The 13,874-nt window shown below is 69.7% G+C and carries 13 protein-coding genes; 3 read left to right on the top strand and 10 right to left on the bottom strand.

Annotated features, from left to right (window positions below; genetic code table 11):
• Positions 1–62: 62 nt before the first annotated feature.
• From ACERLL_RS05560 to ACERLL_RS05550, 3 genes are all read left to right on the top strand, one after another.
• Positions 63–2,030 carry a copper-translocating P-type ATPase gene (locus ACERLL_RS05560; protein WP_373655196.1) on the top strand — a complete coding sequence of 656 codons (1,968 nt, stop codon included), beginning with the start codon at positions 63–65 and terminating at the stop codon, positions 2,028–2,030.
• A gap of 137 nt (positions 2,031–2,167) precedes the next feature.
• Entirely contained in the window at positions 2,168–2,707 is a 540-nt protein-coding gene (locus ACERLL_RS05555) for a Spy/CpxP family protein refolding chaperone (RefSeq protein ID WP_373655074.1), read from the top strand.
• Between the two features lie 243 nt (positions 2,708–2,950).
• On the top strand, positions 2,951–3,526 hold the full coding sequence (locus ACERLL_RS05550; RefSeq protein ID WP_373655073.1) for a class I SAM-dependent methyltransferase: 576 nt from the start codon (positions 2,951–2,953) through the stop codon (positions 3,524–3,526).
• Here the strand turns inward: ACERLL_RS05550 and ACERLL_RS05545 are convergent.
• The 10 genes from ACERLL_RS05545 to ACERLL_RS05500 all read right to left on the bottom strand — a co-directional run bounded on the left by ACERLL_RS05545 (position 3,523) and on the right by ACERLL_RS05500 (position 13,755).
• A complete protein-coding gene (locus ACERLL_RS05545) occupies positions 3,523–6,624 on the bottom strand; it encodes an efflux RND transporter permease subunit (RefSeq protein ID WP_373655072.1) in 3,102 nt (1,033 codons plus the stop codon). The two genes, ACERLL_RS05550 and ACERLL_RS05545, sit on opposite strands and share 4 nt — an antisense overlap.
• Positions 6,625–6,898: 274 nt before the next feature.
• Positions 6,899–8,512, bottom strand: a complete 1,614-nt coding sequence (locus ACERLL_RS05540) for an efflux RND transporter periplasmic adaptor subunit (RefSeq protein ID WP_373655071.1) — start codon at positions 8,510–8,512, stop codon at positions 6,899–6,901.
• The gene (locus ACERLL_RS05535) at positions 8,496–8,792 is read right to left on the bottom strand and encodes a hypothetical protein (protein WP_373655070.1); all 297 of its coding nucleotides are present in this window, start codon (positions 8,790–8,792) and stop codon (positions 8,496–8,498) included. Before ACERLL_RS05535 ends, ACERLL_RS05540 begins: the two co-directional genes overlap by 17 nt.
• 291 nt (positions 8,793–9,083) lie before the next feature.
• Positions 9,084–9,434: a DUF3147 family protein gene (locus ACERLL_RS05530; RefSeq protein ID WP_373655069.1), complete on the bottom strand. Its 351-nt coding sequence runs from the start codon at positions 9,432–9,434 to the stop codon at positions 9,084–9,086.
• Between the two features lie 33 nt (positions 9,435–9,467).
• Positions 9,468–10,742 carry a TolC family protein gene (locus tag ACERLL_RS05525; protein WP_373655068.1) on the bottom strand — a complete coding sequence of 425 codons (1,275 nt, stop codon included), beginning with the start codon at positions 10,740–10,742 and terminating at the stop codon, positions 9,468–9,470.
• A gap of 10 nt (positions 10,743–10,752) precedes the next feature.
• Complete coding sequence (locus ACERLL_RS05520; protein WP_373655067.1) at positions 10,753–11,718, bottom strand: M56 family metallopeptidase; 966 nt, start codon at positions 11,716–11,718, stop codon at positions 10,753–10,755.
• Complete coding sequence (locus ACERLL_RS05515) at positions 11,715–12,119, bottom strand: BlaI/MecI/CopY family transcriptional regulator (RefSeq protein ID WP_373655066.1); 405 nt, start codon at positions 12,117–12,119, stop codon at positions 11,715–11,717. The genes ACERLL_RS05520 and ACERLL_RS05515 overlap by 4 nt, the downstream gene beginning before the upstream one ends.
• Positions 12,120–12,202: 83 nt before the next feature.
• Complete coding sequence (locus ACERLL_RS05510) at positions 12,203–12,847, bottom strand: cation efflux transmembrane domain-containing protein (RefSeq protein ID WP_373655065.1); 645 nt, start codon at positions 12,845–12,847, stop codon at positions 12,203–12,205.
• Between the two features lie 62 nt (positions 12,848–12,909).
• On the bottom strand, positions 12,910–13,125 hold the full coding sequence (locus tag ACERLL_RS05505) for a GDCCVxC domain-containing (seleno)protein (RefSeq protein ID WP_373655064.1): 216 nt from the start codon (positions 13,123–13,125) through the stop codon (positions 12,910–12,912).
• Positions 13,126–13,176: 51 nt separating this feature from the next.
• Entirely contained in the window at positions 13,177–13,755 is a 579-nt protein-coding gene (locus ACERLL_RS05500) for a TMEM165/GDT1 family protein (protein WP_373655063.1), read from the bottom strand.
• Positions 13,756–13,874 lie beyond the last annotated feature (119 nt).

The following is a 13,874-nucleotide window of genomic DNA, read 5'->3' as shown; positions in this document are numbered from 1 at the left end:
CCCGCGCCACCGGTGATCACGGCAACGGCGGCCGGGCCCACGGAGATCATGCCCATGACGCCATGATCGCCGATTTCCGGCAACGGTTCTGGGTCTCGCTGGCCCTGACCGTCCCCATCCTGGCCCTTTCTCCCATGATCCAGTCCTTCCTGGGACTGACCGAAACCCTGGCCTTTTCGGGAGACGGGTACGTCCTGTTCGCCCTTTCGGTGGGCGTCTTCTTCTACGGTGGCTGGCCATTCCTTACCGGCCTGACCTCGGAGCTGAAACAAGGCCAGCCGGGCATGATGACCCTGATCGCCCTGGCCATCAGCGTGGCCTCCCTCTACTCCTCGGCGGTGGTATTCGGCCTCTCCGGCAGGGTGTTCTTCTGGGAGCTCGCCACCCTGGTGGACGTGATGCTGCTGGGGCACTGGATCGAGATGCGCTCGGTAATGGGCGCCTCGGGGGCGCTGGAGGCCCTGGTCAAGCTCATGCCCGCCACCGCCCACCGGCTCACCAAGGGAGGGGACCCCGAGGAAGTCTCCGTGGAGGACCTTTCTCCCGGGGACCGGGTGCTGGTGAAGCCCGGCGAGAAGATCCCCACCGACGGGGTCATCGAGGAAGGCACCTCCAGCCTCAACGAGTCCATGCTCACCGGCGAATCGAAACCCGTGAGCAAGGGCCCGGGCGATGAGGCCATCGGCGGCTCCGTGAACGGCGAGGGGGCGCTGACCCTGGAGATCGAGAAGACCGGGGCCGATACCTACCTCTCCCAGGTCATCGACATGGTCCGCCAGGCCCAGCAGTCCCGCTCCCGAACCCAGGACCTGGCCAACCGCGCCGCCGCATGGCTCACCTACATCGCGCTCACCGTGGGGGCGGTCACCCTGGCGGCCTGGCTGGCGGCCGGCTACGCCTTCGATTTCTCCCTGGAGCGCATGGTCACGGTCATGGTCATCACCTGCCCCCACGCCCTCGGCCTGGCGGTGCCGTTAGTGGTGGCGGTCTCCACCACCAAATCGGCCAAGAACGGGCTACTGATCCGCGATCGCGCCGCCTTCGAGCGCGCCCGGGACCTGGACGCCATCGTCTTCGATAAGACCGGCACCCTCACCGAAGGGCGCTTCGGGGTCAGCGAGGTGGTGGCCCTCGGAGGCCTGGATGAGAACGAGGCGCTGGCCCTGGCCGCCGCCCTGGAGGGCCAGTCGGAGCACCCCATCGCCCGCGGCATCGTCCGCGGCGCCCAGGACCGGGGGCTGACCATCCAACAACCGGGGGAATTCCGGAACCTGCCCGGCGAGGGCGTGGAGGCCGAGGTGGGCGAGGCCACCGTTCGCGTGGTCAGCCCCGGCTACGTGGAACGCCAGGGCTTGGCCGTGAACAGTGACCGTCCGGAGCGGCTCGCCGCCGACGGCCACACGGTGGTCTATGTGGTGCGGGATAACGAGGCGGTGGGGGCCGTGGCCCTCGCCGACATCGTCCGCGAGGAATCGCGGCAGGCCATCGACCGCCTCAAGGCCCTGGGGATCCAGTGCATGATGCTCACCGGCGACTCCCAGCAGGTGGCCCGCTCCGTGGCCGGCGAGCTGGGCCTCGACGACTATTTCGCCGAGGTGCTGCCGGACCAGAAGGCCAAACAGATCCGCGAGGTGAAGGACCGTGGCCTGACCGTCGCCATGGTGGGTGACGGCGTCAACGACGCCCCTGCCCTTGTGGAGGCCGATCTGGGCATCGCCATCGGGGCCGGTACCGACGTGGCCGTGGAATCCGCCGACATCGTGCTGGTGAACTCCGACCCCCGCGACGTGGCGGCGGTGGCGGAGCTGTCCGCCGCCACCTATCGCAAAATGATCCAGAATCTGTGGTGGGCGGCCGGCTACAACATCGTCGCTATCCCCCTAGCCGCCGGTGCCCTTTACTGGGCCGGGCTCCTCATGCCCCCGGCGGTGGGGGCGGCGGTGATGTCCGCCTCCACGGTGATCGTCGCCGTCAACGCCAAGCTGCTGGAACGGTTCCAGCCCAAGGGAGACGCCGCGCAGGCCCCCTGACGGGCTCCGGGCAAAGAGGATAGGAGCAGGGACTTCCCTTCTGGACCACGGAAAAGCACTTTGCACAGGGTGGTAAGGAAGCCCGAAGAAGCTTTGTTGCCCGGAACAATTCGCCGCTACACGGGAGGAAATGGGCCATGAACCGAATATTCCGCAATCTTTTTGTTTCCCTGGGCACTGCAACCGCGGTTTCCCTGGCCGCCCCCGCCCTCGCGAACGATTACGAGCACGGGGAGCTGCACGGCATGATGATGGGCCACGGTATGATGGAAGGCGGTATGTCGGACCACGGCATGGACATGATGGACCACGGCATGATGATGAAGGGCATGAGCGCCCTGGGCCTGGACGAGGGCCAGGTCCAGGAAATGGCGAATATCTACAAGGAATACGCCCAGCAGCGCGCCGGAATGAAGGTGGAGATGATGCAGCTCCGCTGGCAGCTCTACCAGGAGATGCAGAAGGACCAGCCCAGCCCCGAAGAAGTCGGCAAGATCTATGAACAGATCGCCCAGAAGAAGAAAACCCTGCTCCAGGGAAAGGTCCAGACCCGCAACGAAATGATGGGCGTGCTCAACCAGGAACAGATGCAGAAGCTGCAGGAAATGAAGAAGCGCATGCACAAAATGCACATGGGTGGCGGCAAGCACGGCTCCAAGCACGGGTACAAGCACTAGCGGGCGGCAGCTTCCGGCCCCGTCTCTACCCGGCGCCCCGGAGCACCCCGGGGCGCCTGTACAAGCCACCTCCTGCCCCGCTGCAAAGCTAGGCCCCCTCTCCCCACTGGCTCCGCTCAAGCTGCGCGGTTTAAGCTCGCTCCCGTCCCTATCAGGCAGGAGAACCGCATGGAGGCGGCGGACTACGAGGCTTGGTACCACACCCCGCACGGCGTCTGAATCGCCGGGCGGGAGGCGACGCTCATGCACCGCCTGCTGCAGCCGCAGTCCGGAGAGACCCTCTTGGATGTGGGCTGCGGTACCGGCCACTTCACCCGGCGCTTCGCCGGGGCCGGGCTGGCAGTTACCGGGCTGGACCCCGACCCCGCCATGCTGGACTACACCCGTCACTGGAGCCCCGAGCTGCCCTGGGTGCGGGGCACGGCCATCAGCCTGCCTTTCGCCGACCACTCCTTCGACCTGGTGACCGCGGTAACCAGCCTGTGCTTCATCGACAACCCGGAGGCGGCGCTGGCGGAGATGTGGCGGGTGGCGAGAAGGGCGGTGCTGGTGGGGCTGCTGAACCGGCGCAGCCTGCTCCACCGTAGAAAGGCCGGGCGCGGCGGCTACGCCAACGCCCGTTGGGACAGCCTCGGGGAGGCCCGCTCCTGGTCCAGCGCACTTTCTCCTGCCCCAGACGCAACACGCTGGGGCACGGTCATCTTCTCTCCCAATGCCGGACCGGTCGGTCGCGTCCTGGAGCGGATGCTCCCGGCCCACCTGCCCTTTGGGGCCTTCCTCGCCCTGTCCCTGCACAAGGACGCCTCGACGCCGATTTAAACCGTCCCCTCCCGGCCTGTCCGGCTCGCCGCCCCGAAGCGCAGATACAGCGCCGGGAGCACCACCATATTCAGGATGGTGGAGGACAGCAGCCCGAACAGGATGACCAAGGCCATGGGCGCCTGGATCTCGCTGCCCGGCTCCCCGGCGCTCAGGGCCAGGGGCAGCAGCCCCAGGCCGGCGGACAGGGCGGTCATCAGGATCGGCACCAGCCGCTCCAGGGTGGCGCGGCGCACCGCCGCCAGCGGCCCCTCGCCCTCCTGCCCGCGCAGGGTGTGGATGTGGCTCACCAGCATGACGCCGTTTCGGGTGGCGATGCCGAACAGGGCGATGAAGCCGATCAGGGTGGCCACCGAGATCACCCCGCCGGCCGCGAACAGCCCCGCGATGCCGCCGATCAGGGCCAGCGGCAGGTTGACCATGACCAGGGTGGCGTCGCGCGCCGAGTCGAAGGCCACATAGAGCAGCAGGAAGATCCCCGCCAGCACCGCCGCCCCCATCCACAGCAGGGCGCGGGTGGACTCCTGGGCCGCCCGGAACTGGCCGCCGTACTCGATGCGGTAGCCCGGGGGCAGCGCCACCTGCGCCGCCACGGCCTCCTGGGCGTCGCGCACCACGCCCACCAGATCGGATTTGGAGACATTGGCGATGACGATCATCTTGCGCGCCACGTCCTCGCGCAGGATGGTGTTGGGCCCGCGCGTCTCGCGGATCTCGGCGAGGGCGTGCAGCGGCACCTGGGTGCCGTCGGCAGTGGTGATGGGCGCCTCGCCGATGGCGTCGCGGTCCTCCTTGGCCTTTGGGGGCAGGCGCACCACCAGGTCGAAGGCCTTCTGGCCCTGGAGCACCCGGGAGGCGGTGGTGCCGGTGAAGGCGGTGCGCACCGCCCGCCCCACCTCGCCGGTGGTCAGGCCGTGGCGGACGATGGCGTCGCGGTCGAAGTCCACGGTGAGGAAGGGGATCTGGGCTCGGGGCTGGCGCGCCAGGTCCACCACCCCCGGCACCCCTTCCATGACGCCCTGCACCTCCTTGGCCAGCTCCCGCAGCCGGTCCAGTTCGGGGCCGAACAGCTTCACGGCGATGTTGGCGCGGGTGCCGGAGAGCATGTGGTCGATGCGGTGGGACAGGGGCTGGCCGATGACCACGTTGGTGCCCGGCACCGCCTGTAGCTCGGCGCGCAGGTCGGCCAGCAGGTCCGCCTTGGGGCGGTCGCCCAGGTCCAGGGAGACGTCGATCTCGCTGGCGTACACCGCCTGGGCGTGGGGGTCCAGCTGCGCCCGGCCGGTGCGCCGCGCGGTGGAGGTCACCTCCGGGTGCTCCAGGAGGATGGCCTCCACCATGCTGCCGAGCCGGTCGGATTCCTCCAGCGCCGTGCCCGGCCGGGTCACCACGCTGACGGTGAGCGAGCCCTCGTTGAACTCCGGCAGGAAGGACTGCCCGGCCCAGGTCAGGGCCGCCCCGGCCCCGGCGAGCACCAGCAGGGAAGCGGCGGTCAGCGCCCGCCAGCGATGCAGGGTGGCATCGAGGAGCGGGGCGAAGGCCCGCTTGGTGCGCTCCACCATGCGCGGCTCCAAGGCCCGCTTGACGGTCCGGGAGAACGGCAGAGTGATGCTCGCCAGGGCGGGTGTGACGGTGATCGCCACCAGCAGGGACGCGCCCAGGGCAACGATATAGGCGAAGCCCAGCGGCCCCATGAAGCGTCCCTCGATGCCGGGCAGGAAGAACAGCGGCGTGAACACCAGGATGATGATGAAGGTGGCGAAGACGATGGAGCCCTGGATCTCGCGGGTGGCCTCCCCCACCACCGAAATGGCCGGTCGGCGTTCGCCCTCCGGTCGGGCGTTGTTCTCCCGCAGGCGGCGGACGATGTTCTCCACCACGATGATGGCGTCGTCCACCACCGCGCCGATGGCGATGGCCAGGCCGCCCAGGGTCATGGTGTTCAGGGTGCCGCCCATGCCGCGCAGGGCGAGCACCGCCGCCACCAGCGACAGCGGGATGGCCACCAGGCTCACCAGCCCGGCACGCAGGCTCACCAGGAACAGCAGGACCACCGCCACCACCAGGATGGCGCCGTCGCGCAGCGCCTCCATCAGGTTGTCCACGGCGGTGTGGATGAAATCCGCCTGGCGGAACAGGTCGGCCTTGAGGGCTACCCCCTCCGGCAGGTCCGTGCGCAGCGCCTCGATCTCCGCATCGAGGCGCTCGGTGAGGGCCAGGGTGTTCACCCCCGGCTGCTTCTGTACGCCCATCACCACCGCGGCCTCGCCGTTGCGGGAACCGGTGCCGCGCACCGGGGCGGGCCCGATGGCCACCTCGGCCAGATCCCGGACCCGCACCGGATGGCCGTCGCGGCTGACCACCACCGTGTTGCCGATCTCCTCGGGATCGGACACCCGCCCCAGGCCATGGATCAGCAGCTCGCGGCCACTGTCCACGTAGAAGCCGGCGGAGACGTTGCGGTTGGTATCGGCCACCGCCGCCACCACCTTGTTCAGGCCGACGCCGTGAGCGGCCAGCCGCTCGGTATTTACCTGCACCTGGTACTGCTTGATGTCGCCGCCGATGGGGATCACCTGGGCCACGCCCGGCACCGCCAGCAGCCGGCGGCGCACCGTCCAGTCGGCGGCGGTGCGCAGGGCCATGGGATCGGCCTCGCCGGTCACCGCCAGGAACATCACCTCGCCCATTACCGAGGTCACCGGCGCCAGGGTGGGCTGGCCCGCCCCCGGCGGCAGCGCGCCCCGCACCCCCTGCAGCTTCTCGGACACCACCTGCCGCGCCCGGTAGATGTCCGTGCCCCACTCGAACTCCACCGTCACCACCGAGATCCCCACGCCGGTGGAGGAGCGGATGCGGCGCACCCCCGCCGAGCCGTTCAGGGCCGTCTCCACCGGGTAGGTCACCAGCCGCTCCACCTCGCGGGGCGCCATGTCGTGGGCCTCGGTGACCACGGTGACCCGCGGCGCGGTGAGCTCGGGGAAGACGTCCACCGGGCTGCGCATGGACTCAACGATTCCCCAGGCCAGCAGCAGGGCGGCCCCCGCCAGCACGAACAGCCGGAACTTGAGGGACCATTGGACGATTTTGCCGATCATGGAGGTTCCTAAACGGGGATGCGGAAAGGGTACGGCGGGCTGCTTACCGTTGTAGGAGCGATCTCCAGGTCGCGACTTCCAAAAGCGAAGCCGCCATTCCTGGTAGACGCTCTTCAGCCCTGCCCGCAGCCAGGCTTCCCGGAACTGGGTTGCGGTAGCTGCTCTTCAGCAAACCCGCGGCCTAATTAGTCAGTGCCAGCGGGTCGCGGCCTGGAGACCGCTCCTACACCTTCTCTACCGGGGGCGTCCCGATGCGCGAAATAGCCGGCTAGAGCTAATGCGCGTGGCCGTGTCCGGCCCCGGTATCGCCGCTGGCGGCCAGGCGGACCAGGTAGCTGCCCTGGGTCACCACCCGCTCGCCGGGCTCCAGGCCGCTGGTGACCGCCACGTACCCGCCCTCCTGGGTGCCCAGGGTTACCGGGCGACGGGCGAAGGCCTCGCCGCTGGTCTGGACGTAGACCACCGCCTCCCCGGCCTCCTTCTGCACCGCCGCCGTCGGCACGGCCAGGGACTTGGCGCCCTTGCCGGTCCAGACCCGCACCGCCGCGCTGGTGCCAGCGCGCAGGTCGCCCGGATTGGCCAGGGCGAAGGTCACCGGTACCGTGCGGGTCTCGGGGTCCACCGTCTGACCGGCGGACAGCAGGTGGGCGCCCGCGGCGGTGTCCACCTTGAGGGCGCGGTCGTGTCCGGTGGGCGTGACCCAGGCGCCGGTGGGCCGCTTCAGCCGGCTCGCCTCCGCCTCGGGGACCCGGGCCACCAGCCACAGCCGGCGCCGGTTCACCACTCGCATCAGGGCGTCCCCCTCCCGCACCTGGGTGCCCGGCGTGGCGCGCAGCTCGGCGACCCGGCCCTCGGCCCCGGCGAGCACCGGTACCCCGGCGGGCCCGTCGCCCTTCCCCTTTTCCGCCTGGTAGGCGGCGAGGCGCTGGCGGGCCGCCTCCAGCCGGGCCTGGGCCACCCGTGCCCGGGAGCGGGCCTCGGCCACCCGGCGCTCGGGCACCGCATCCTTGGCCAGCAGCCCCTCCAGACGCCGCCGCTCGCGCCGGGCCATGCGGTACTCGGACTCGGCCTCGGTCACCGCCAGGCGCAGGGTGGCCAGGTCAGTGCCCGTGCCCAGGCGGGGCACGATGCGGGCCAGCACCTCCCCGCTGGCCACCTGCTGGCCGGCCTCGGGGAAGCCCCCCTCCGGGGCCTGCAGCCGTCCGGGGACCGGGGCGGTGACCCGGCGATCGCCGGCCGGGGCCGCCTGCAGGGTGCCGGTGGCCGGCACCGTGGCACGCAGACGCCGCTCGGTGGCCACCGCCGTGCCGAAAGGCAGCCGCCACTGCTGCTCCTTGAGGAAGGTAATGTCCCCCTCCCCCCCTGCGGCCAGCTGCTTGGGCGCCTCCGCCCGGCTGGCGTAGACCCGGACGCCCTCCAGGCGGTGCACGGTGCGGCGGTCGCCTTCCTCCCAGGTCAGCACCATGGTGAAGGTGCCCGCCTCGCGGGGCGTGACCTCCGGGGTGTACAGCCCGCCCCGCGTGGGCCGCCCAACCCGGAAGCCGGCCACCACCTTGCCGTCGCGGTTCAGGGTTACGGTGAGCCGCCCCGAGTCCACCGGCTGGTAGCCGTCCAGCCAGGTGAGGTGGGCGGCGAAGCGAGAGGCCTCCCCGGCCACCAGCACCGGGTACTCCACGAACAGCTCGGTGGCGTCATTGAATCGGGTCACCACCCGGCTCGGCCGCTCGGAGGCTGCCGAGCTCCCGGGCTCGGCGACGTGGTCGTGACCACGCCCTTCCTCGCCATGGGAATGCCCCGCGCCGCCGTCGCAGGCGGCAAGCAGCACTGCCAGCAGACCGGGCAGCAGGACCGCGGGGCGGCGGAAGAAATGCTCAGTGGTCATGGCCATGCCCGTGGCTATCCTGATGGGCTTGCTTGTCGTGGCGCTCTTCGCCCTCGCCATGACCGCTGTGGCCTTCTTCGTGGGCTTCATGCTCGTGGTCGCCGTGGTCCTCTCCGGTCTCCCCCTCACCCTGGTCTTCACCCGGATAGAAGGCTTCGGTTTTGGGCTCGTCACTTGCACCGGATTCATGGCCATGACCGCCAGAATGGTCGTGGCCTTCCCCGGCGAGGGCGGTACCGGTGCTCAGGGCGATGGTGAGGAGGCTGATCAAGAGGTTGTGCTTCATTGTTTTCTCCCGTTTGGGGTAGAGATGGAAGAGGCCGCACGGCGATCCGGTGGGCCCTCTTGTTGAGGTCTTTGCTATTGGTCACGGGCAACCCTTCGGAAAAAGGGGACCGGTGCGCCGGCGCGGGAATTCGCCGCAAATGCAAACGCCCGGGAGGCGGGGCAAGGTCGTAGGGCGACTGAAGGGATGCCCGCAGGGCAGGGCCCCTTGGAGCCCGGAGGTTTTGCCCCGCCTCCCGGGCCCCTCCGAAAGGTTTTGAAAAGAATTCCCGCGCCGGCGCACCAGCCCCACTCAGAGCCGGATGCCGAATCGGGCCAGCACCAGGACCAACGCCCAGTAGGCGAGCGCCGTGGCCCCAATCGCCACGGTCAGGGCCAGGGGAAAGGACACGCCCCGGTGAAGCAACCAAGGGAGCACCACGAACAGCACCAGGGAGGGCAGCACCAGCCAGACGATGCTGCTTGCCAGGGCGCTGACCCTGGCCACGTCGCCGGTATCCACGTATAGCCAGACCATGGCCAGCACGGATGTAAGCGGCACCGAGGCCAGGATCCCCCCGATCAGGGAGCTGCGCTTGGCCACCTCGGAGATGGCGACCACCAGGATCGCCGTGATCACCGTCTTGGTCAGGTAATAGCCCATAGGACCTGTCCTCGGATTCCGGCTGGGCCGGGATTACGGGCGCGCACCGCCGGCGGTGCGCGCCAGGTCGATCCAGCTCGCCCGAGCGGAGCTCGCCATTTCCAAGGCACGCAAACGGGCGTCAAGCTGACCACGGTAGGCGTCCAGCAGCTCCAGGATGCCCAGCTCCCCGGCCCGGTAGGCGGATTCCGCGATCTTCGTCACCTCCCGGGACTTGGCCAGGGCCTGCTGCCGAAACTCGGTGGTAGCGGCGTCCAGCTCCCTGGTCTGCCGCCACAGGCCGCTTACCCGGGCCCGGGCCCGGTCCAGCAGCCGCCGGTAGCGGGCCTCGGCGCGGGTCTGGCGGGCGGTGGCGGCGGCCGCTTGGGCCTGACCCCGGTCAAAGACGGGCAGGGGGAAGGCCAGCTCCACTAGTGGACCGCCCCCCTCCCCCCCGGGCTGGTCCACCGTGGTGTAGCCCAGACCAACGGTGGGATCGGGGATCCAGGCCCGATTCGCCGCCTGCCGGCTGAGCCCGGCGGCGCGCGCCTCGACCTGCAGGCGCCGCAGATCGGCCCGCCGGTTCAGCGCCTCCCGGTAGCGGGCCAGTGAGGCCACCTCCCCGGGACGCAGGTTCCCCGCCACCTGCTCCGGCAAGGCGGCGGACTCGGGCATCAGGGCGCGCAGGGCGGACCAGGCGCGCTCCCGCTCGGCCCGGGCCTGACGCAGCCGGGCCTTTAGGGCCGCCCGCTCGCGCTCCAGTCGGCGCTGGTCATACCCGGAGGCCGCCCCCGCCCGGCGGCGTTCGGCGACAATGCCGGCCACCCGGTCTAGGCGGTCGAGGCTCTCCCGAAGGGCTGCCACCCGCCGCTGCTGGACCAGCACCGCGTAGAAGCGCTCGCGGACCCGGGCACGGCGCTCCAGGCGCGTCCATTCGTTGCCTCGGCGCACGCCCTCGGTCCGGATTCGCGCTGCCCGGATCCGCAGGGCGCGCTGGCCGGAGAGATCGAATTCCTGGGACAGGCTGTAGAAACGCTGGGTGGTGTCGCTGCCGTCCACCGAGAAGCGCTCCTGGGAGAGGTCCATCCGCGGATTGGGCCACAGCGAGGCCCCCAGGGCCCGGCTCTCCGCCAAGTCCACCTCCGCCCGGAGCTCCCGCTGCAAGGGGGCGTATTCCCCGGCCATTCGCAGGGCCCGTTCGATGGTGAGGGGGGAGCTAGCCACGGCCGAGCCCGGGGTCAGCCCGGTGAGCAGAAGCAGCCCCAGGAAAGAAAACCGACCGGCGATCGGTTTTTTTGCCATGGCAAGGGGAATTCGAGGTGCACCCATGGGTGTTCCTTTAGAGGTGGCCCAGGAGGGTTTCCAGCCCGTGGTGGAGCTGGGGGGAGAAGGCGAGCAGGGCCAGGGCAAAGCCCACCAGAGTGGAACCTGTCCCCCGCCAGGGCCGGCGACTGGCGGGAGCGTCCTCCAGAAGCGCCTGCACTCGGACCTCCAGGGGATTCCCCGTGAACCCGGGGCCCGGGGCGGGAACGGGACGCATACGGGCCACGGCCAGCAGCGCCTCGGCCACCGTGACCCGGTCGCCCACGATTCGCGCGGCCGCCTCGTCCGCGGCGCGTTCCACGGTTAGCCCGAGCTCCCGATACAAGGCCCGGCCTGTATCCGGGAGGTGCAGGGTCGTGCCCAGCCGCGCCAAGGCCAGCCGCAGAGGGTCCCGCCGGCGCCGATGGGCAGCCTCGTGGGCCCGTACCGCCCGGTCCTGCTGTGGGGAAAGGAGGTCCAGAAGGCCGCGGGAGAACAGCACCTGGGGCCGCAGCAGGCCCACCGTGGCCGCCACGGGCTGGGCGGTCTCCAGGATCCGGGTCGGCCCCCGGGGCGCTTGGCGGGCCATTCTTCGGAGCGTTCGCCACGGTCGATTGGCCCGTTCCAGCACGCGTACCTTGTACGCCCCGCTTAGGACCAGCCCGGCAGCCATCAGGCCCAGCAGGGCGCCCGCCCCGGGGATCTCAGGCGTAGTGCCGGGATGCAGTAGGCAGAGGTGGCTGTGGTGGGTGCCGTGCAGCAAGCAGTGATCGGCCGTCAGGCCCAGCGCGGCCGAGACGGAAGGGGCCACCACCACGGCCACCGCCATGAGGCCGGCCAGCAAGGGGAAGAGCGCCCAGACCAGCAGCAAATTGGCCTGTTGCTCCACGGGCATTCGCTGCAACAGGCCCATGACTTTGGGCCGGACAAGCTGGCTCAAGGCTGCGGCAGCCCCTGCCGCCGTCAGGCCCAGGACCACCAGGATCAGGATCAGGGAGGTCATGATCCGTCTGGGTCCTTGGCGCCCTGCGCCCGCTTCCGGGCAATCAGCGCCTCCAGGCGGTCAAGGGCCGCCTCATCCTTTTCGGCGGCGAAATCCACGAAGGCGGTAAGCAGGGTATCGGCTCCCTCCTCGCCGGCCACCGGCGCAGTGGCCCCCTCAATCAGGCGCGCCAGCAGCTCTTCGCGCTCCAGGGCTGGGCGGTAGATATAGGCGTGGCCCTCCTTGCTCCGGTGCAGGAGGTCCTTGCGGTACAGGCGCTCCAGGGTGGACTGAATGGTATTGAGGGAGATGCCGCGCTGCCCGCCGAGGCGCCCATGGACCGCCTTGGCATGATCCGCCCCGCGGGCCCACAGATCCTCCAGTACCGCCACCTCCAGCTCGCCCAACCGCAGATTCGTCATAACCGAACGTCCTCCCGCCCCAAAAACCGATCCATGATCGGTTTTTTACCCCAACCCACGCCGCGGGCGCAACTCCTCCGCGATTACCCCGTGGCGCCTCCGCCGTCACCCGCGGGGACCGTCCGCCATTGCCTCCAGGAATCAACCAGCACTTCCCAGGCGGAATGCAGGAATACGGCGGCGATCACCAGGCCCATGGCCAGGTCCGGCCATGGTGTGGCGGTAATCGCCACCGCGCCGGCGGCCAGGATCACCCCGGTATTGGCGATCAGGTCATTGCGCGAGCACAGCCACACCGATCGCATGTTGATGTCCTCGCCGCGATGGTGCCACAGCAGCGCGAAGCAGACCACGTTGGCGACCAAAGCCAGGGCAGCCACCGCCCCCATGGGCAGGGCGGCAGGCAGCTCCGGCAGAAAGGCCCGGTAGGCAGTCTGGCCCAGCACGAACAGGCCGAAGACCAGCATGATGAGGCCCTTGAACAGGGCCGCCCCAGCCCGCTTCTTCGTACTCGCGCCAACCACCGCCAGGCTCACACCGTAGGTAAGGGCGTCGCCCAGCATATCCAGGGAGTCCGCCAGCAGGGCCACCGAGCCGATCAGCAGCCCGGCCGTGAGCTCCACGCCGAACATGGCGGTGTTGATGCCCAGCACCGCCTTCAAGGTACGGGATTGTCGATGATTGGTGGCGTTGGGGGCGCAAGAATCGCCGCCGCAGCATCCGCTCATAACTGCTTCCTTCCCTGCCAGATTTGTATTCTCGAGGCGCGCCAAAGGGAAAGGTCACCAGCCTAGCAACAGGGGCCCCCTTGCTGTTGGACGGGCGGGCAAGGGACGGTGCCGAATGAGCAGAACACGCAGCAGTCCCCCGGCCTGGGCCGAAGCAAGGCCCCGCATCCCGGGCATTCGTAGAACCACTGGCAGGCCTCCAGCGGCATGGTTTCCGTCTCCTGGTGCCCACATTCCGGGCAAGTAATGGTGGACGACCTTACGGGATGCTCGCTCATGGCTTGGGCCCTCCGATAGAGAAGGGATGGTCAGTCCGGCCCGGGGTTTGTCTACCCCGTGGCCGCCCGGAACAGCGCCCAGGCGCCGAAGGCGAAGAACAGCACCGCCGCCACCCGGTGCACCCAGACGGCCGGGATGCGGCGCAGCAGGGTCGCGCCCACCGCCACGCCGAGCAGGGACACCAGCCACAGGGCCAGGGTTCCACCGATGAGCACCGCCAGGGTCTCCCCGGTGCTGGCGGCGAGGGCCACCAGGGCGAGCTGGGTCTTGTCGCCTAGCTCGGCGACGAAGATCAGGGCGAAGCTGCCCAGCGCCACCCGCCAGCCCCCCCTGGCGGCCACATCCTCCATCTCCTCGTCCTCCTCACCCTCGCGCCAGATGCGGTAGCCGAAGGCCAGGAAAAGCAGGCCCGCCGCCAGCAGGATCCACTGCTTGGGCACTAGCTCGAACAGTACCGCCCCCACCGCCACGGCCAGCACGTTCAGCACCAGGAAGGCGGTGAGGATCCCAGCCAGAACCGGGGCGGCGCGGTGGCGGTGGGCGAGGCTCATGGCCACCAGCTGGGTCTTGTCGCCCAGCTCGGCGACGAAGAGCACGGCGAAAGTGGAGGCGATGGTTGCCAGGCTCATTGGATTCCTCGGGAAGTAAAAGGCGGTACATGATACCGCCTCGGCCCGGCACCCTCCCACCCACTATGCCCGGGGATAGAAACCGGGGCAGAAGGGTGCTGCCCGTGGCTGTTTTCGCG

The organism is Thiohalorhabdus sp. Cl-TMA, assembly GCF_041821045.1.
Classification (GTDB): domain Bacteria; phylum Pseudomonadota; class Gammaproteobacteria; order Thiohalorhabdales; family Thiohalorhabdaceae; genus Thiohalorhabdus; species Thiohalorhabdus methylotropha.
Note: the sequence above shows the minus strand (reverse complement) of the source record. Positions and strands in the feature narration are given on the sequence as shown.

Excerpts from the sequence above, each read along its gene's own strand:
- ACERLL_RS05560 (WP_373655196.1), top strand. The coding sequence starts at position 63 with ATGATCGCCGATTTCCGGCAACGGTTCTGGGTCTCGCTGGCCCTGACC.
- ACERLL_RS05555 (WP_373655074.1), top strand. The coding sequence starts at position 2,168 with ATGAACCGAATATTCCGCAATCTTTTTGTTTCCCTGGGCACTGCAACC.
- ACERLL_RS05550 (WP_373655073.1), top strand. The coding sequence starts at position 2,951 with ATGCACCGCCTGCTGCAGCCGCAGTCCGGAGAGACCCTCTTGGATGTG.
- ACERLL_RS05545 (WP_373655072.1), bottom strand. The coding sequence starts at position 6,624 with ATGATCGGCAAAATCGTCCAATGGTCCCTCAAGTTCCGGCTGTTCGTG.
- ACERLL_RS05540 (WP_373655071.1), bottom strand. The coding sequence starts at position 8,512 with ATGGCCATGACCACTGAGCATTTCTTCCGCCGCCCCGCGGTCCTGCTG.
- ACERLL_RS05535 (WP_373655070.1), bottom strand. The coding sequence starts at position 8,792 with ATGAAGCACAACCTCTTGATCAGCCTCCTCACCATCGCCCTGAGCACC.
- ACERLL_RS05530 (WP_373655069.1), bottom strand. The coding sequence starts at position 9,434 with ATGGGCTATTACCTGACCAAGACGGTGATCACGGCGATCCTGGTGGTC.
- ACERLL_RS05525 (WP_373655068.1), bottom strand. The coding sequence starts at position 10,742 with ATGGGTGCACCTCGAATTCCCCTTGCCATGGCAAAAAAACCGATCGCC.
- ACERLL_RS05520 (WP_373655067.1), bottom strand. The coding sequence starts at position 11,718 with ATGACCTCCCTGATCCTGATCCTGGTGGTCCTGGGCCTGACGGCGGCA.
- ACERLL_RS05515 (WP_373655066.1), bottom strand. The coding sequence starts at position 12,119 with ATGACGAATCTGCGGTTGGGCGAGCTGGAGGTGGCGGTACTGGAGGAT.
- ACERLL_RS05510 (WP_373655065.1), bottom strand. The coding sequence starts at position 12,847 with ATGAGCGGATGCTGCGGCGGCGATTCTTGCGCCCCCAACGCCACCAAT.
- ACERLL_RS05505 (WP_373655064.1), bottom strand. The coding sequence starts at position 13,125 with ATGAGCGAGCATCCCGTAAGGTCGTCCACCATTACTTGCCCGGAATGT.
- ACERLL_RS05500 (WP_373655063.1), bottom strand. The coding sequence starts at position 13,755 with ATGAGCCTGGCAACCATCGCCTCCACTTTCGCCGTGCTCTTCGTCGCC.